Raw genomic sequence first — 17,542 nt, forward strand, 5'->3', positions numbered from 1 at the left:
GGGCCGGGGCGGTGTATTGGGTCGGGGCGCGCTTCTTTCCCTCCGGAGCCCGGTACAGCGTCGAACGTCTCATCGACAGACCACTGACCTTTGTGCTCCGGGCCGATAGACTCACCGAGGCCCTGGAGCGGGCCGCACAGCGGTGCGGTCAGGCGCTGCACGGTCCCCGACCCGCCGCGCAACCTGAAACGAGCCCTCGCGTATGACTCTCCGCCTCCGCAACGACCTGCGAAACGTCGCCATCGTCGCCCACGTCGACCACGGCAAGACCACGCTCGTCGACGCCATGCTGACCCAGGGTGGCGCGTTCAGCGACCACGACAAGCACGACGAGCGGGCGATGGACTCGGGCGAGCTGGAGCGCGAGAAGGGCATCACCATCCTCGCGAAGAACACGGCGATCCGCTATGTCGGCCCGTCGGCCGCAGAGATCGGCGAGCCAGATGGCATCACCATCAACGTCATCGACACCCCGGGGCACGCCGACTTCGGCGGCGAGGTCGAGCGCGGCCTGTCCATGGTCGACGGCGTCGTGCTGCTCGTGGACTCCTCCGAGGGCCCGCTGCCCCAGACCCGCTTCGTGCTGCGCAAGGCGCTGGCCGCGAAGCTCCCCGTGATCCTCGTGGTCAACAAGGTCGACCGCCCCGATGCCCGCATCGAAGAGGTCGTCGGCGAGGCCACCGACCTGCTGCTGGGCCTGGCCTCCGACCTCGCCGAGGAGATGCCCGACATCGACCTCGACGCCGTCCTCGACGTTCCCGTCGTCTACGCCTCCGGCAAGGCCGGTCGCGCGTCGACCGTCCAGCCCGCCGACGGCACCCTCCCCGAGGAGGAGACCGTCGAGCCGCTGTTCAAGACGATCCTCGAGTCGATCCCCGCCCCGAGCTACGACGACGAGATGCCGCTGCAGGCGCACGTCACCAACCTCGACGCCTCGCCCTTCCTGGGCCGTCTCGCGCTGCTGCGCATCAAGAACGGCGAGCTGGCCAAGGGTCAGCAGGTTGCCTGGTGCACGCAGGACGGGACCACCAAGCAGGTCAAGATCACCGAGCTGCTCGAGACCAAGGGCCTGACCCGGGTGCCGATGACCGATGTGGCCCGTCCGGGCGACATCGTCGCCGTGGCCGGCATCCCCGAGATCATGATCGGTGAGACCCTCGCCGACCTCTCGGATCCGCGCCCGCTGCCGCTGATCACCATCGACGATCCCGCGATCTCGATGACGATCGGCATCAACACCTCCCCGCTGGCCGGCAAGAACGGCAAGGGCCACAAGCTCACCGCCCGCCAGGTCAAGGACCGTCTGGACTCCGAGCTGGTCGGCAACGTCTCCCTGAAGGTGCTCCCGACCGAGCGTCCCGACGCCTGGGAAGTGCAGGGCCGCGGCGAGCTCGCCCTGTCGATCCTGGTCGAGCAGATGCGTCGTGAGGGCTTCGAGCTCACCGTCGGCAAGCCGAAGGTGCTCACCCGCGACATCGACGGCCACAAGCACGAGCCGGTCGAGCGCATGACGGTCGACGTGCCCGAGGAGTATCTCGGCACCGTCACCCAGCTGATGGCATCGCGCAAGGGCCGCATGGAGACCATGAGCAACCACGGCTCCGGCTGGGTGCGCATGGAGTTCACCGTCCCCTCGCGCGGCCTGATCGGCTTCCGCACCCGGTTCATGACCGAGACCCGCGGCAACGGCATCGCCTCGTCCTACGCCGACGGTTTCGAGCCGTGGATGGGGAACATCGAGTTCCGCGCCACGGGCTCGCTGGTCGCCGACCGCGCCGGCACCGTCACCCCCTTCGCGATGATCAACCTCCAGGAGCGCGGCTCGTTCTTCGTCGAGCCCACCTCCGAGGTGTACGCGGGCCAGATCGTCGGCGAGAACTCGCGCAACGAGGACATGGACGTGAACATCACGAAGGAGAAGAAGCTGACGAACATGCGTGCAGCATCGTCGGACTCCTTCGAGAACCTCGTGCCGCCGCGCCGCCTCACGCTCGAGGAGTCCCTCGAGTTCACCAATGACGACGAGTGCGTCGAGGTCACCCCTGAGGTCATCCGGATCCGCAAGGTCCTCCTCGACGCCAACGAGCGCAACCGCGCCCGGTCGAAGGCCAAGTCCGGGAAGTGATCCCGTGACGGACGCGAGTCCTCGGCCGACGAGGCCCACGACGGTCGACACGACCTCCATCCCCGCCCGGATCCTCCAGGTGGTGATGGGGGTCGTGCTGACGGTGATCTCGGTGCTGCTGATGATCACGACGCATCGGCTGCAGCTGGATGTGCTCGGCCTGACGCTCCCGGCCGGGCTGCTCTTCGGCGCCCTGTTCCAGATCGTCGCCTGCGTGTTCCTCTACGCGGCGACCGGGGCTCGGCTGCCGCTGCTGGTGCTCGGCGGACTGTGGGGGCTCCTCGCGGCGCCGTTCCTGGGCAACGGCGCCGGCGGAGGCGTGCTGATGCCGGCCGTCATCGGCGACCAGCCGCAGTATTCCGGATGGATCGTGCAGGGTCTCGGAATCGCCATCCCGTTCCTCGTACTGCTGGTCATCACGCTGCGGCGACGTCGGCGCTCATGAGCACGCCCCGGCGTCACGACTGGGCGACGATCCCGAACCTCGTCACCCTCGTGCGGTTCGTGCTGCTGGCGCCAGTGTGCGCGCTGCTGCTGCAGGGCCCGGACACCCTCACCGTGGTGCTGCTCCTGGCCTGGGCGTCGACCGACTGGATCGATGGGATGCTGGCTCGCGCGCTCGACCAGACCAGCCGCACGGGCGAGATCATCGACCCGATCGCGGACCGGCTGGGGCTCGCCGCCATCACGGCCACCCTGGCGGTCGCGGGGCTCCTGCCCTGGTCGGCGCTGATCATCATCGTCGTCGCCGATGTCGCGATGGTGCTCCTCGCCACGCGCGCGGCGCTGGGCGGCAGGCTCGGAGTGTCCCGGATCGGGAAGGTGCGCACGTTCGCGCTGATGGCCTCGGTGTTCCTGCTGGTGGTCGCGGCGGCCTGGGCGCCGGACCTGCTCGGCGCGGTGCAGGTGCTGCTGTGGATCTCGGTGGTGCTGCACGTGCTCTCCGCCGTCGACTACATCCTCAGGGCGACCCGGGCCCGGGCTCAGGAGCTGCCCGAGGGCGGCGCACCGGCGGGGGAGGAACCTCCTTCGCGGCGATGACCAGGGCCCGCGGGATCCGCATCGCGCCGCGCCGTGTCATCACCTCGATGGTCCCCTCGTCGGCCTCCAGGATCGTGCCCAGGGCATCACTCATCGACTCCCCGTGCGGGGAAGCCTCCCGGTCGATCGCGTAGCGCAGCACCACCCGCGTCCCGGGCCGGAGGAACGGTGCCCAGCCGGCGCGCACCCGAGGATCCTGCGGGAGATGGTCCCGGGGGTCGTCAGAGGGATCGCCGTGGTGCTCGTCGTGCCTGGTCATCCCACGAGGCTAGCGCGCACGAGGTGTTCGTCGTGTCACGTCCGCCATCGGGGGCCTCGATCGGACGGACCGGGCAGGCCCGGGATGACAGAATGGGGACGTCTCCCTGCCGGAAGGATGCTGCCCATGACCTACGTCATCGCCCTGCCCTGCGTCGACGTGAAGGACCGTGCCTGCGTCGACGAGTGCCCCGTGGACTGCATCTACGAGGGCAATCGCATGCTGTACATCCAGCCCGACGAGTGCGTGGACTGCGGAGCGTGCGAGCCCGTGTGTCCCGTCGAGGCGATCTTCTACGAGGACGACACCCCGGACCAGTGGGCCGACTACTACAACGCCAACGTCGACTTCTTCGACGACCTCGGTGCTCCCGGCGGCGCCGCGAAGATGGGCGTGATCGACAAGGATCACCCGCTCATCGAGGCCCTGCCGCCGCAGACCAATCCGCTGGCCTGATCCATGACCGACATGCCCCGGCCCTCTGATCTGGCAGCGTCCTCTGATCTGGCCGCTCCCTCTGACCTGGCCGCGTCCTCTGACCTGGCTCCTCAGGCTGCCGACGGCGCCACCCGTCGTGGCCTCGCGGCACGGCTCCCTGCCTTCCCCTGGGATGCGCTGGCCGACGCGAAGCGGCGAGCGTCGGCCCATCCGGAGGGCCTCGTCGATCTCTCCGTGGGCACCCCGGTGGATCCCACCCCGGCGTCCGTGCAGCAGGCGCTCGCCGCCGCCGCGGACAGCTCCGGATACCCGACCACGATCGGCACCCCGGCCCTCCGTGAGGCCCTCGTGGACTTCGTGCGCCGCCACCGTGCCGCTCCCGAGCACCTCGGAGTCGACGGCGTGCTGCCCACCGTCGGCTCCAAGGAGCTCGTCGCGCACCTTCCCTTCCAGCTCGGCATCGGTGCAGGAGACGTCGTCGCGTTCCCGCACATCGCCTACCCGACGTACGACATCGGCGCACGGTTCGTCGGCGCCGAGCCGCTGGCGATCGACATGGCGGAGCTCGCGGCGCGCGGCGATGCGGCGCTGCCCGAATCGGCCGATGCGGAACGCATCCGTCTGCTCTGGCTGAACTCCCCGTCGAACCCGACCGGGGAGGTCCTCACGGCGCAGCAGCTGGCGGCGATCCTCAGCTGGGCCCGCGGCCACGGCATCGTCGTGGCCTCCGACGAGTGCTACGCCCTGCTGCCATGGACGGTCGACGAGGTCCCCTCGGTGCTGGATCCGCGCGTGAACGGCGGTGACCTCGACGGGGTGCTGTGCGTGTACTCGCTGTCCAAGCAGTCCAACCTGGCGGGTTACCGTGCGGCGTTCGTCGCCGGTGACCCCGCATTGGTCGGGGAGCTGGTGGCCGTGCGCAAGCAGGCCGGCATGATGCTCCCCGGGCCGATGCAGGCGGCGATGACGGTCGCCCTCGGCGATGACGGCGCCGTGGCCGCGCAGCGCGAGATCTATCGCTCGCGCCGCGCGATCCTCGAGCCCGCGCTGCGGGCCGCCGGAGGCACGATCCACGGCTCCCAGGCCGGCCTGTACCTGTGGACGACCTTCGGTGAGGACTCGATGACCAGCGTCGAACGTCTCGCTGACCTCGGGGTCCTCGTGGCCCCGGGGATGTTCTATGGTGAGGGGGGCGCGAACTCCGTCCGCGTCGCCCTGACCGCGACCGACGAGCGGATCACCGCCGCCGCCCGGCGCCTCGCGCGCCTCTGAACCCTGCGCCCCGAGCGCACCCACCGATCCGATACTGCACAACGGAGAGCCCATGGATCACGCGAACCCCTCTGCCCAGCTCACGCACGGGGAGAAGTCCCTCGAGCTGCCGATCGTCCCTGCTGTCGAGGGGAACTCGGGCATCTCGATCGGCCCGCTGCGCAAGGAGACCGGCGAGGTCACCTACGATCCCGGCTTCATGAACACCGCGAACGCCAAGTCGGCGATCACCTTCATCGACGGCGACGAGGGCATCCTGCGCTACCGCGGGTACCCGATCGAGCAGCTCGCGGAGAAGTCCTCCTTCCTCGAGGTCTCTTACCTGCTCATCAACGGTGAGCTGCCCACCAACGGCCAGCTCGACAACTTCGAGGCGCAGGTCGAGCGTCGCACGCTGCTGGACGAGCGCTTCAAGCGCATGTTCGACGGCTACCCGCGCGACGCCCACCCGATGGCCGTGCTGCAGGCGGGCACCTCGGCGCTGTCGACCTTCTACCAGGACTCGCTGGACCCCTTCGACGAGGAGCAGGTGCGGCTGTCCTCCGTGCGGCTGCTCGCGAAGCTGCCCACGATGGCCGCCTATGCGCACCGCATCGCCCAGGGCCATGCGCTGCTGTACCCGGACAACCGGCTCTCGTTGATCGAGAACTTCCTGCGCCTGACCTTCGGCTTCCCTGTCGAGGACTACATCGCCGACCCGGTCGTGGTCCGCGCGATGGAGCAGCTGCTGATCCTCCACGCCGACCACGAGCAGAACTGCTCGACCTCGGCAGTGCGCCTCGTGGGCTCCTCGCAGGCGAACCTGTTCACCTCGATCGCCGCCGGCATCGGCGCGCTCTCGGGCCCTGCCCACGGCGGTGCCAACGCCGCGGTGATGGACATGCTCGACCAGATCCAGGCCGAGAACATGGACCCGCGCGACTTCATGGAGAAGGTGAAGAACAAGGAGGACGGGATCCGGCTCATGGGCTTCGGCCACCGGGTCTACAAGAACTACGATCCGCGTGCCCGCATCGTGAAGAAGATCGCCGATCAGGTGCTCGAACGCCTCGGTGTCCACGACGAGCGCCTCGAGCTCGCGATGAAGCTCGAGGAGATCGCCCTGCAGGACGACTACTTCGTGGAGCGCAAGCTCTACCCGAACGTCGACTTCTACACGGGCCTGATCTACAAGGCGATCGGCTTCCCGACGGAGATGTTCACCGTCCTGTTCGCGATCGGTCGCCTGCCCGGCTGGATCGCCCAGTGGCAGGAGATGGTCCACGATCCCGAGACCAAGATCGGGCGGCCGCGCCAGATCTACACCGGTCACGCCGAGCGGACCTACGTGCCCATGACGGGGCGCACCGGCACCAGCGAGCTGCGCCTCGCGGGGCTCAAGGCGGATCTCGACGGCCGCGACTGATCCCTGCACGACCCGCGCCGGAGCGCGCACGACGACCCTGACTTCGGCCCCTCGCGCGGGGCGTCGAGGTCAGGGACTCGTCGTCGGTGCTGACGGTGCTGGCTGTCCTGACTGTGCCGGCTGTGCTGATCAGCCGTTCAGCGTGGCGCGCAGCTCTCCGGCCCGGTTCGAGGTGATCGCGTCGACCCCGAGAGCGGCGAGCTCGCGCGCCCGAGAGATGTCGTCGACCGTCCAGCAGGTCACGGCGAGGCCCTGAGCCCGGGCGAGCACGATCGATGCCGCGTCCACGAGCTCGTGCGACGGATTCCAGGAGCTCGGCCGCAGCTGCTCGACGAGCTCATCGGGGAGCGGGTCGAGGGTATTCCACGTCAGCCGGATCTCAGCGCCCTGGTCCGCGGCCCGCACCGCCTGCATCGCGGTCTCCTCGCCGCAGAACGCGACGTCGGCCCCGGCCTCGCGCACCACATGCACGGCCGCGCGCGCGAGATCGGAGACGGGGTCGTCGTCGGGGATGTCCAGCAGCAGCCGCACCGGAGCGGCGGCCAGGGCGTCGCGGAGCAGCGGGATCCCCTCGGGCAGCTCCGAGGTGCGCTGCTCCCGCACCGGACGGTCGATCCCCCACAGGCGGGCGGTGGTCGCATCGTGCAGCAGCACGCAGTCCCCGTCGGCCGTGAGCCGGAGGTCGACCTCGACCATCTCCGCGCCGTCGCGATGGGCACGCCGGATCGCGGCGAGGGTGTTCTCGACCTCGTGGATCGGGTCACCGCGGTGGGCGACGATCTGCGGGGCGGGCTGCGGGACGGGCAGGGGGTCGCTCATGGGGGAGAGGCTACGCGGGAACCCCGTGCTGTCGGGACCCCGTGCTGTCGGGACCCCGTGCTCTCGGGATCTCGCGCTGCCTGGACCTCGCACCGCCAGGACCTCTCGCCGCGAGGGAGCCGGCGTCGGCCCGACGGCGGTCAGGACCCGCTGACGAGCACCACGATCTGGTCCGGGTCGCCGCCGTCGACGGCTGACCAGGTCGCCGCCTCCTCGCCGCGCAGCGACCGGTCCCAGGTGCGTCCCTGGTAGGACACCTGGACCACGCCGTCGTCCGCCGCACGGGCGACTGCCCAGTTGGCCATCGCCCAGCCGATGGTCGTGTCCCCATCGGTGCTGATCACCAGTGCCGTGGCGCCCGCGGTCTCCGGCACCTGCGGCGCGGAGGACGAGGCTCCGGACAGCGCGGAGGTGAGCCTGCCCGCCTCGCTCAGGCGGGGGAACTGCCGGGACAGCTCGGCGCGCAGCTGCTCGGGGGAGACGGTGGAGCCGACGTCGTCCAGGGTGCACACGAGGTTGGCCCCCGACTGGCCCGTCAGGGCCGAGGCGTACAGCCGCCCTTCGGTCTCGTGATCGCGGTACGCCTCGGGGTATCCCGAGCGCTGGACCCGCTGGGCGACGTCGTTGATGTCGGCGCTCGCGTAGCCGTCGACCGTCTCCAGCACGTCGTAGAAGGCGTTCGTGGAGTACATCGGGTCCAGGATCTGCTCCTGGGTGCCCCAGCCCTGCGAGGGGCGCTGCTGGAACAGGCCGATCGAATCGCGGTCACCGTGCTCGATGTTGCGCAGCTGCGATTCCTGGAACGCGGTCGCCAGGGCGATCGAGGCGGCGCGCGGCGGCAGACCGCGGTCCACGGCCACGGCGCTGATCAGCGCGGCATTCGCCGTCTGCTCGGTCGAGTAGCGGTGCGAGGTGCCCAGCCCGCTCGCCGTGCAGGTCCCGGTGTGCGCGGGGGAGCCGTAGCGCTGCAGAGCGAGGTACGAGCCGCCGGCGATCCCGGCGAACAGCAGAACCATCACCAAGGGGATCACGAGATGGCGGGTGAACGAGCCCTGCCGGCCCGTGCGTCGCGCCATCTCGTGCTCCCTCGTCCGATCAGTTCGCGTGCAGGGCGGCGTTGAGCTCGACGGTCTGACCCTCGCGGGCCACCGCCTGCACGGCGCCGGTCAGGGAGTTGCGACGGAACAGCAGGTTCGGGACCCCGGAGAGGTCACGGGCCTTGACGATGTGCAGCTCGCTGGTGCTGGTGCTGGTGCCCTGCTGGCTCTGTTGCTTCTTCTCGCCGACGACCTCGACCTTCGTGCCGGCGGTGAGGTACAGACCCGCCTCGACCACGCTGTCGTCACCGAGCGCGATGCCGATGCCGGCCTCGGCGCCCACGAGGGCGCGCTTGCCGATGCGCACGCGCTCGGTGCCGCCGCCGGAGAGGGTGCCCATGGTGGAGGCGCCGCCGCCCACGTCGGACCCGTCCTCGACGATGACGCCCTGGGAGATGCGGCCCTCGACCATCGAGGTGCCCAGCGTGCCGGCGTTGAAGTTCACGAAGCCCTCGTGCATCACGGTGGTGCCCTCGGCGAGGTGGGCGCCCAGGCGCACCCGGTCCGCATCGCCGATGCGCACCCCGGAGGGGAGGACGTAGTCGACCATGCGCGGGAACTTGTCGACGCTGAGCACGGTGGGGGTGCGGCCGGCGGCGATCAGGCGCAGACGGGTCTGCTCGAAGCCGGCCACGGCGCACGGGCCCTCGGAGGTCCACACGACGTTGGTGAGCTTCCCGAAGAGCCCGTCGAGGTTCTGGGCGTTGGGCTGCACGAGACGATGGGAGAGCAGGTGCAGGCGCAGGTAGGCATCGGAGGCGTCCTCCGGGGCGGAGGCGAGGTCGATCGCGCGCACCACGACCTCCTGGGTGGTGGCGCGCACGTCGTCGGCGCGGGCGGCGGCGGCCAGCTGCGCGTGGAGCGGCTCGGACTCCGGGGCGACGGGGGCCTCGCCGAGCTGCGGGGCGGGGTACCAGGTGTCCAGCGTGGAGCCGTCGGCGGCGAGTGTTGCCAGGCCGATGCCCCAGGCGTGGGTGGCGGGAGAGGGCGTCGTCGTGGTCATGGGGTCAGTTTACGAAGCACGAGCTGGGGAATACCCGTTCTGCCCTACGGTCAGCGGGGAACAGCACATACTGGCGCGGCCCGGAGTCGTTGACGTGACAGCCGTCCGGTATCGGTCAGATCAGCCCGAACCGCGACCTGGCGTCGGGCTTTGCCGCACTGGCAGCTCGGCGATCGAGGCCCACGCCGACCGCATCCAGTCGAAGACAGCCAGGGTCGTTGCTTCTGAAGCCTGGGCGTACGCGAGGATCCCCAGGTCTGCGGCGAGGTCGGCTGCGCGAGCAGCACCACGACGTCCCACACGTTGTGTTGTCTCGAGACGCAGCGGCTGAGCAAGGGCCTGCAACTGCTCCTGAGACGCGCGCCCGGTGGACGTCGAGGCGTGGTCGTGCCGGTCTACTGTTCTCGACATGACGACCACCGCTCCAGCGCCGGAGCCCCTGCGCCGCAATGCCGAGTACCGCCGCTGGCTGGTCGGAGACATCTGCCTCGAGCTGGGCACGGGCATCGGCACCTTCGCCTTCCCACTGGTGACTCTCGTGGTGACCGGTTCGCTCGCGGCGACCGGCCTGGTCGGCATGATCCAGGGGATCGGCGGCTTGATGGGGATGATCCCCGGTGGCTTGCTGGCCGATCGCTTCGGGAGGCGCAGGCTGCGGCTCCTCGCAGGGTCCACCGGGGCGATCCTGCAGGCCCTCCTGATCGTGGTGCTCCTGGCGGGGTGGGGGAGTGCGGCGGTGCTCGCGGTGATCGCGTTCCTCGACCGTTTCCGGGCGGCTCTGCTCGGTGCCGCATCCGACGCGATGCTCAAGCAGATCGTCCGGCCGTCCCAGCTGGCGCGCGCCGCCGCCGTCAACGAGGGGCGCGATGCCGCGGTGGAGATGGCCGCCGGACCGCTCGGCGGCACCCTCGTGGGCCTCTCCGTGGTGTTCCCTCCGCTCGCGCAGCTGCTGGGCAACCTCGGCTCCGTGCTCGCGACCTGGCGGATGCGCGGCCGCTACCTCCCGCGGGCCGAGGATTCCGCGCCCACCAGGGTCCGGGACGATCTGCGCGAGGCCGTGGCCTGGACGCTCTCTCAGCGGGTGCGCATCCAGCTCCTCGCGGTCGCCACCTTGGTGAACCTCGGCTCGAACGGACTTCTGCTGACGGTGCTGCTGCACCTCACGGCGAGCGGCGTTCCCACGGGCCGCATCGGTCTTCTGAACACGGTGTTCGCGACCTCGATCCTGCTCGGCGCCTTCCTCGCGCCGCGACTGGTGGATCGGGTGTCCACCGGCCTGCTGATCATGGTGCCGATGCTGTTGATGACCGTGGCAGGGGTGTTCGTCCCCTTCGCGTCGGGGATGGTCGCGATCGCCGCGGCCTATGCCGTGATGGGGATCGGTCTCGCTCCGCTGAACGCCGGCGCCCAGGGCTTCTTCATGCACATCACCCCGGTCTCCATGCAGGGACGGATCGGTGCGCTGATGGGGATGGTCGCGATGGGGCTCATGCCGCTCGCCCCGGCTCTCGCCGGGTGGGGGCTCGAGCTGGCCGGTCCACGTCCCACCATGCTTCTCTTCGCCGTCATCATCGGGCTCGGTGCCCTCGTGGTGTTCGTCGGGAAGGACCTGCGCCGCGTCCCGGTCGCCTCACGATGGGAGTCCTATGCCCGTGAGCAGGGGCTGGCCGCGGAGGACCGAGAGCCTGCGGAGGACTGAGAGCCGGCGGAGGACTGGGAGCCTGCGGAGGACTGGGGGCTCGCGGAGGATCGGGCCCCAGTGCCGGGTGCGGGGACTGCTCGGTGGGGGCGGGGGCTCAGGACTCCGCGAGCCCGGTGTCGTCGAGCAGGTCCGGGTCCTGCTCTGCGTCCAGCTCCGCGCCCTGGGCGCCGAACCACTCCGCGGCGCGGGCCCGGCGCACGATCTGCTCGAGCCGTCGGCCGCGCAGCTGCACCGCGATCACGGCCAGGAGCAGGGCGAGCACCCCGCCGCCCAGCAGCCACAGGGCGAGCGTGGTGGCGTCGGAGTCGGCGTCGCTGAGCAGCGTGATCAGGAGGATGGCGGCGCCCACGCAGATCGCGATGATCCCGCTCGCGACGAGGACGGCGGGGCCCACCCCGCGCAGGAGGGCGGGTCCCACGGAGCCGCCCTGCAGCGGTCGGCGCAGCGGGAGGCCGCGACCCAGCTGACCGGGCCGGGAGACCGCCCAGTCCAGCAGCAGGCTGTCACGCCGGCGGGTCGCGACAGCGCCCACTACGGCCGCCGCGATCAGACACAGCACGGTGCCCACGAGGAGCGGGACGAGGCCGGCGGGCAGGGCGTCACGGCTCATTCCGGCGCCGTACTCGGTGCGCAGAGCCGCGACCGCGAAGAAGGCCAGGGCGCCGAGCACCAGGAGCGTCTCGAGGATCCGCAGGGGGAGCTGCCGTGCGGTGCGCTCCGCTCGGGATGCGGAGTCCAGCTCGTCGGCGTGCGGATCGGCGCCCTCCTCGAGCACCACCCGGCGCTCATCGGCCAGATGTTCCACGAAGTCCTCGCCCCGCCCCTCGGCGCGCAGGGAGGGCGCGTACCGGGCACGCTGGGTCGTGGTCAGCCATGCCGTCATGACGATCGCATCGGCCCGCGCACGCTCCGTGGGCAGCTGGCTCGAGCTCGCGATCGCCCGGATCCGTGCAGCGTGCTTGCCGCCGAACGGGCCCGCGGGAACGGCAGGAGCACCGTGCTGGAGGTGCTTCGGCGGCGGCAGCGGGATGTTCGTCATGCCACATATTCTCCCAGACAGGGACCGTCCAGGAGCGGATCTGCTCGCGCCATACTGGTCCGATGACCGCCGCCACCGACCCCGCCCGCACCGTCGCCGTGATCGGTGCCGGTCCGCGGGGGACAGCGATCATCGAGCGCCTGGTCGCGGCCTCCCATCGGGAGGACTGGCACGGAGGGCTCACCGTGCACCTCATCGATCCCTACGTCGGCCGCGGCGGCGCCGTCTGGCGGCACGACCAGCCCGACGTGCTGCTGATGAACACCACCACCTGCCAGACCACGATGTATCCCGATGCCTCCTGCCACCCGCTGGTGCCCGCGCCGCGCACCGAGACCCTGGCCGATCATCTCGCCGCGGAGGGCCTCGGCCCGAGCGACTTCGCCTCCCGCGCGGCCCACGGCCGCTATCTCGCCCACGTGCTGGCGACCGCCGAGGCCGATGCCGACCCTGCTCGCCTGCGGATCGTGCATCACGCCGCCGTGGCCGTCGACGTCACCGGACCGGCCGACGGGATCCAGCGGGTGCGGCTGGACGACGGGCGTGTGCTGCGCGCCGACGCCGTCGCGCTCGCCCTGGGCCACCTGCCCACCGCGCTGGGGCCCCGCTCCCAGCAGCTCGCGGATGCCGCCGAGCGCCACGGCCTGGTGCACCTCGCGCCCGCCAACCCCCTGGACGTGGACTACGCCGCTCTGCTGGGCCGGGAGACGGTCGCCGTGCAGGGGATGGGACTGAACTTCTACGACGCGGTCGGCATGCTCACCGCCGTCGCCGGCGGCCGGTTCGTCCGCGATGACACGACCCCGTCGGGCCTGCGCTACCTCCCCGGCGGCCAGGAGCCGGTGCTGATCGTCGGCTCGCGCTCCGGCATGGTCTACCGGCCCAAGCCCGACCTCGGGGCGGAGGTGCCCGCGCCCTACACGCCGCAGATCCTCACCGGTGAGCGGGTGCTCGAGATTGCGGTGCGCTCCGCCGGCGTGGACCACGAACGCGACGTCATGCCGCTCATGCTCGCCGAGCTGCGGCGCGCGCTGGACGAGGCGGGCCACAGCGAGCTCGCCACCGACGACGCCCTGCTGCACCTGCTGTTCCCCTTCGGCCGGCGCGGCGGGGGCAGCGCCGATCCGCACCGGCACACGCGCGACGTGCTGCGGCGGGCCCTGGACGATGCGACGCGGCCGGACCCTGCCTGGCTGCTCGTGTATCGGGTGCTGATCGCCCTGCGCGTTCAGGTCAACCGCCTGGTCGACCTCGGCGCCTACACCACGGAATCGGTGCGCGGCGACATCGACAAGCACCTGCGCAACGCCTTCGCCTCCTGGGCGTCGGGACCGCCGGTGCTGCGAGCCCGGCAGGTGCTCGCGCTCGAGGAGGCCGGGCTGGTCCGGTTCGCCGGCCCGCGGATGCACCTGGACATCGATGACGAGGCGGGGCGCTTCGTGGTGCGCTCGGCCGACGGGGAGACCACGCTGTGCGACGGCGTGCTCGAGGCCCATCTGCCGCCGGTGGACCTGCCCGCCTATCGCAGCCCGCTCCTCGGCGCCTGGCGCGAGCGCGGCGAGGTCCAGAAGGACTCCTGGGCCTCCCGCGGCAGTCGGCGCCGGATGCTCACCGGGTCGATCGCGGTAGACGGCCTGTACGCGCCCGTCGGCCTCGACGACACCGTCTACGAGCGTCGGCTCCTGGTGGGCGTGCCCGTGAGCACCGCGCAGCCCGGCTCGGCGATCAGCGCGGAGCCGGGAACGTCCGCCCAGCTCCTGCGCCATGCCGAGGTGGTCGCCCTGCGGCTGGCTCGCGCCGGAGGGGCGCTGGGCACGGACTGAGCCCCACCTTCCCGAAGCCCGCGCTCGCGAGACCCGCGACCGGTGGGGCACACCCGGAGGGGTGCGACGGAGGGATGCAACCGGAGGGGCGCAACGGGAGGGGCACAATGGCCGCATGCACAACAGCGTCGCCCCTGCCCTGGATCCCCACGCCGACATCGTCGAGCTCACCGCCGCGATCGTCGACATCGAATCCGTCTCCGGGAACGAGGGGGCGCTCGCCGACGCGGTCGAGGCCGCGCTGCGCGAGCACGCGGACCACCTCGAGGTGATCCGCGACGGCGACACCGTCATCGCCCGCACCGATCGCGGCCTCGAGCGCCGCGTGCTGCTGGCCGGTCACCTGGACACCGTCCCCGTCGCCGACAACCTCCCCTCCTCCCGCCGCACCCGCGACGGCCGCGAGGAGCTCGTGGGGCGCGGGACGTGCGACATGAAGGGCGGCGACGCGGTGTTCCTCAAGCTCGCCGTCGAGGCCGACGCCGCTCCGGTGGACCTCACCTGGATCTTCTACGATCACGAGGAGGTCGCTGCGGCGGACAACTCCCTGACCCGCATCGCCGCCGAGCATCCCGAGCATCTCGAGGCGGACTTCGCGATCCTCGGCGAGCCCACCTCGGCGGGCGTCGAGGGCGGCTGCAAGGGCACCATGAAGCTCGAGGTCACCGCCGGTGGGACCGCCGCGCATTCGGCGCGGGACTGGGTGGGGGACAACGCGATCCACCACCTCGCCCCCGTGCTCGAGCGGCTCGCGGCCTACGAGGCGCGCCGCGCCGTGATCGACGGCCTCGAGTACCGCGAGTGCCTCAACGCCGTCGCGATCTCCGGGGGCATCGCCGGGAACGTCATCCCCGATCTCGCCCGCATGACCCTGAATTACCGCTTCGCCCCGGACACCACCCCGGAGCAGGCCGAGGCGCATGTGCGCGAGGTGCTCACCGGACTCGACCTCGACATCGTGGTCACCGACTCCGCCGCGGGCGCCCTGCCCGGCCTCGGCGACGACGCGGCCCGCGACTTCCTCGCCGCCCTCGGCGACGTGCCCGTCTCCGCCAAGCAGGGCTGGACCGACGTGGCCCGCTTCTCGGCGCTCGGCACCCCCGCGGTGAACTTCGGTCCCGGCGACCCGCTGCTCGCCCACACCGATGACGAGCACGTGCCGCTCGAGGACCTCCGGGTGGCGCTCGCCGCGCTGCGTCGGTGGCTGGGTGTGCCCGCACGGTGAGCGAGCGCCCCGCCGACTCCGGTCTGCGGCGCAGCATCAGCTTGCCGCAGCTGCTCGCCTACGGCCTCGTGTTCATCGGCCCGGCGGCCGCCGTGGGGGTCTGGGGCACGCTGGACGCGAAGTCCGGCGGCGTGGTGCCGGTGGTCTATCTGGTCGCCACGCTCGTGATGGCCCTGACCGCCTCGAGCTACGCGCTGATGTCCGCCGCGGTGCCGCGTGCCGGCAGCGTCTTCGCCTACGCCTCCGAGGGCATCAGCCGCTCTGTGGGGCATATGGGCGGCTGGATGATGCTCCTGGACTACCTGCTGATCCCGTCGGTCGCCTATCTCTTCAGCGGCATCGCCCTGCACTCGCTGTTCCCGCAGATCCCGGTCTGGGTGCTGGTGCTGGTCGCGGTCGTCGTCTCCACGGGACTCAACCTCGCCGGGGTCACCGTCACCGCGTGGGTCTCGACCGTGGTCGTGCTGGTGGAGGTGGTCGTGCTCGCTGCGGTCGTCGTCGCCGGGACAGTGGTGCTCGCGACCAGCGGGCCGGTGCGCGGCTGGCTGGATCCCTTCACCGGGGGAACGGCCGGGCTCGATCCGCGGCTCGTGCTCGGCGCCGTGAGCGTCGCCGTGCTGTCCTACCTCGGCTTCGACGCCCTCGCGACCTTCGCGGAGGAGACCCGCGGACGGGTCTCGATCGTGGGCCGGGCGACGCTGATCTGCCTGATCGTCGCCGGTTCGCTGTTCATGATCCAGACCTACCTCGGCGCCCTGCTCTCCCCGGTGACCACGGCCGAGCTGCAGGCCGACCCCTCCCTCCAGGGCGATGCCTACTACGCGATGGTCGACTCCTCGATCTCCCCGCTGCTGCACTGGCTGCTCGCGCTCGCGAAGGCGATCGGCGCGATCTTCAGCGCCCTCGTGGGCCAGGCGGCCGCGAGCCGCATCATCTGGGACATGGGCCGCTCCGGGTCCCTCCCGTCCATCTTCTCCCGGGTCTCGGCCCGCACCGGGGTGCCGATCGTCGGCCTGCTCGTGGCCGCCACCGGCAACGTCCTGATCGCCGTGTGGGCCGCGAGCCGGGGCGACGGGCTGGACATCGTGTCCTCGATGGTCGACGTCGGCGCGATCACCGGATTCGTGCTCGTGCACGCCTCGGTGATCGGCTACTTCGTGGTGCGACGCCGCGGTGGCCCGGTGCGCCCGCTGCGTCACGTCATCGTTCCCATCGTCGGCGCCGGACTGCTGATCGCCGTGCTCACCGCCTCGAGCCCTCTCGCGCTGATCGTGGGCGCGATCTGGGCGGTGCTCGGGGCCGTGGTGCTGCTGCTGCGCCGCCGCCGGATCGCCGCGGCAGCGGTTACGCTCGCCCCATGACTCCCGAGGAACGAGAACGGCACCGCAAAGGGCCCGTGACCCTGCGCGGCACCCAGCGCCCCACCCGCACCACGGACCAGCGGCTGCTGGAGGAGAACGCACCCGGTGAGTGGGTGCATTCGGACCCGTGGCGGGTGATGCGCATCCAGTCGGAGTTCGTGGAGGGCTTCGGGGCCCTCGCCGAGCTGGGGCCAGCCATCTCGATCTTCGGCTCCGCGAGGCTGCGCGAGGACGACCCGTCCTACCAGTGCGCCCTCGAGATCGCCCGGGGCGTCGTGGATCTCGGCTACGCCGTGATCACCGGCGGCGGCCCCGGCATCATGGAGGCGGGAAACCGGGGCGCCCAGGAGGCGGGCGGGATCTCCGTGGGCCTCGGGATCGAGCTGCCCCATGAACAGGGGATGAACGAGTATGTCGACCTCGGCGTCGACTTCCGGTACTTCTTCGCCCGCAAGACGATGTTCGTGAAGTACTCCAGCGGCTTCGTGGTGATGCCCGGCGGCTTCGGCACCTTCGACGAGCTGTTCGAGGCGCTGTGCCTCATGCAGACCCACAAGATCGACATGTTCCCCGTGGTGCTCGTGGGCCGCGCCTACTGGCAGGGCCTGATCGACTGGCTGACCAGCGCTGTTCTCGACGGTGGCACGATCAACCCCGGCGACATCGACCTGCTGCGCGTGGTCGACACCGCGCAGGAAGCTCTCGACGTGCTGCGCGACGCGGCTCGGAGATGACCGCAGTCACCCCCATCGTGCTGCTGCTCCTGCTGGTCGCAGCGGTGGTCGCCGTGCTCATGGTGCTGCTCGCGACAGGCCGGATCGGGGCCGGAATCGAGGCTCCGCGGAGGCGTCGGCGGGCAAGGCGCTCGATCCGGTCGAAGAACCTGAGATAATAGCCACCGTACGCGCGCTGCCGGAGGCCCCGTCCGGGGGA

Annotated in this window: 17 protein-coding genes; 12 read left to right on the forward strand and 5 right to left on the reverse strand. The window is 71.1% G+C overall.

The features are described from left to right. Positions 1–202: 202 nt before the first annotated feature. The 3 genes from typA to ACT3UL_RS13090 are packed head-to-tail and all read left to right on the forward strand — an operon-like array spanning position 203 to position 3,166. Entirely contained in the window at positions 203–2,125 is a 1,923-nt protein-coding gene (gene typA / locus ACT3UL_RS13080; protein WP_444578694.1) for a translational GTPase TypA, read from the forward strand. 4 nt (positions 2,126–2,129) lie between these two features. Beyond that, positions 2,130–2,570 carry a hypothetical protein gene (locus tag ACT3UL_RS13085; RefSeq protein ID WP_444578695.1) on the forward strand — a complete coding sequence of 147 codons (441 nt, stop codon included), beginning with the start codon at positions 2,130–2,132 and terminating at the stop codon, positions 2,568–2,570. After that, positions 2,567–3,166, forward strand: coding sequence for a CDP-alcohol phosphatidyltransferase family protein (locus tag ACT3UL_RS13090; RefSeq protein ID WP_444578696.1), 600 nt, complete (start codon positions 2,567–2,569; stop codon positions 3,164–3,166). Before ACT3UL_RS13085 ends, ACT3UL_RS13090 begins: the two co-directional genes overlap by 4 nt. On the opposite strand, the gene ACT3UL_RS13095 is transcribed toward ACT3UL_RS13090, so the two are convergent. Further along, complete coding sequence (locus ACT3UL_RS13095; protein WP_444578697.1) at positions 3,087–3,425, reverse strand: putative acetyltransferase; 339 nt, start codon at positions 3,423–3,425, stop codon at positions 3,087–3,089. The two genes, ACT3UL_RS13090 and ACT3UL_RS13095, sit on opposite strands and share 80 nt — an antisense overlap. A gap of 126 nt (positions 3,426–3,551) precedes the next feature. Between ACT3UL_RS13095 and fdxA the strand changes: the two genes are divergently transcribed. From fdxA to ACT3UL_RS13110, 3 genes are read left to right on the forward strand one after another with little or no spacing between them, the layout of a single operon-like run. Then, complete coding sequence (gene fdxA / locus ACT3UL_RS13100; protein WP_444578698.1) at positions 3,552–3,881, forward strand: ferredoxin; 330 nt, start codon at positions 3,552–3,554, stop codon at positions 3,879–3,881. A 3-nt stretch (positions 3,882–3,884) separates the two neighbouring features. After that, on the forward strand, positions 3,885–5,135 hold the full coding sequence (dapC, locus tag ACT3UL_RS13105) for a succinyldiaminopimelate transaminase (protein WP_444578699.1): 1,251 nt from the start codon (positions 3,885–3,887) through the stop codon (positions 5,133–5,135). 52 nt (positions 5,136–5,187) lie between these two features. Next, positions 5,188–6,540, forward strand: coding sequence for a citrate synthase (locus tag ACT3UL_RS13110; protein ID WP_444578700.1), 1,353 nt, complete (start codon positions 5,188–5,190; stop codon positions 6,538–6,540). Positions 6,541–6,669: 129 nt separating this feature from the next. Here the strand turns inward: ACT3UL_RS13110 and ACT3UL_RS13115 are convergent, their stop codons facing one another. The 3 genes from ACT3UL_RS13115 to dapD form a co-directional block, all read right to left on the reverse strand. After that, entirely contained in the window at positions 6,670–7,359 is a 690-nt protein-coding gene (locus tag ACT3UL_RS13115) for a glycerophosphodiester phosphodiesterase (protein ID WP_444578701.1), read from the reverse strand. A gap of 140 nt (positions 7,360–7,499) precedes the next feature. Next, positions 7,500–8,435 carry a hypothetical protein gene (locus ACT3UL_RS13120; protein ID WP_444578702.1) on the reverse strand — a complete coding sequence of 312 codons (936 nt, stop codon included), beginning with the start codon at positions 8,433–8,435 and terminating at the stop codon, positions 7,500–7,502. A gap of 19 nt (positions 8,436–8,454) precedes the next feature. After that, positions 8,455–9,459 carry a 2,3,4,5-tetrahydropyridine-2,6-dicarboxylate N-succinyltransferase gene (dapD, locus tag ACT3UL_RS13125; protein ID WP_444578703.1) on the reverse strand — a complete coding sequence of 335 codons (1,005 nt, stop codon included), beginning with the start codon at positions 9,457–9,459 and terminating at the stop codon, positions 8,455–8,457. Between the two features lie 409 nt (positions 9,460–9,868). Between dapD and ACT3UL_RS13130 the strand changes: the two genes are divergently transcribed. Further along, positions 9,869–11,158, forward strand: a complete 1,290-nt coding sequence (locus ACT3UL_RS13130) for an MFS transporter (protein WP_444578704.1) — start codon at positions 9,869–9,871, stop codon at positions 11,156–11,158. A 97-nt stretch (positions 11,159–11,255) separates the two neighbouring features. Here the strand turns inward: ACT3UL_RS13130 and ACT3UL_RS13135 are convergent, their stop codons facing one another. Further along, positions 11,256–12,200 (reverse strand): hypothetical protein, encoded by a 945-nt coding sequence (locus ACT3UL_RS13135; RefSeq protein WP_444578705.1) that lies wholly within the window; start codon positions 12,198–12,200, stop codon positions 11,256–11,258. A gap of 62 nt (positions 12,201–12,262) precedes the next feature. Between ACT3UL_RS13135 and ACT3UL_RS13140 the strand changes: the two genes are divergently transcribed. The 5 genes from ACT3UL_RS13140 to ACT3UL_RS13160 all read left to right on the forward strand — a co-directional run bounded on the left by ACT3UL_RS13140 (position 12,263) and on the right by ACT3UL_RS13160 (position 17,501). After that, positions 12,263–14,023, forward strand: a complete 1,761-nt coding sequence (locus ACT3UL_RS13140; RefSeq protein ID WP_444578706.1) for an FAD/NAD(P)-binding protein — start codon at positions 12,263–12,265, stop codon at positions 14,021–14,023. 115 nt (positions 14,024–14,138) lie between these two features. Further along, positions 14,139–15,248 (forward strand): succinyl-diaminopimelate desuccinylase, encoded by a 1,110-nt coding sequence (gene dapE, locus ACT3UL_RS13145; protein WP_444578707.1) that lies wholly within the window; start codon positions 14,139–14,141, stop codon positions 15,246–15,248. Continuing rightward, entirely contained in the window at positions 15,245–16,609 is a 1,365-nt protein-coding gene (locus tag ACT3UL_RS13150) for an APC family permease (RefSeq protein WP_444578708.1), read from the forward strand. Before dapE ends, ACT3UL_RS13150 begins: the two co-directional genes overlap by 4 nt. Then, positions 16,606–17,343, forward strand: a complete 738-nt coding sequence (locus ACT3UL_RS13155; protein ID WP_444578709.1) for an LOG family protein — start codon at positions 16,606–16,608, stop codon at positions 17,341–17,343. The genes ACT3UL_RS13150 and ACT3UL_RS13155 overlap by 4 nt, the downstream gene beginning before the upstream one ends. Next, entirely contained in the window at positions 17,340–17,501 is a 162-nt protein-coding gene (locus tag ACT3UL_RS13160) for a hypothetical protein (protein WP_444578710.1), read from the forward strand. Before ACT3UL_RS13155 ends, ACT3UL_RS13160 begins: the two co-directional genes overlap by 4 nt. The last annotated feature ends 41 nt before the right edge of the window (positions 17,502–17,542 follow it).

It is taken from the genome of Brachybacterium sp. 107, from assembly GCF_052379725.1.
Taxonomy (GTDB): Bacteria; Actinomycetota; Actinomycetes; order Actinomycetales; family Dermabacteraceae; genus Brachybacterium.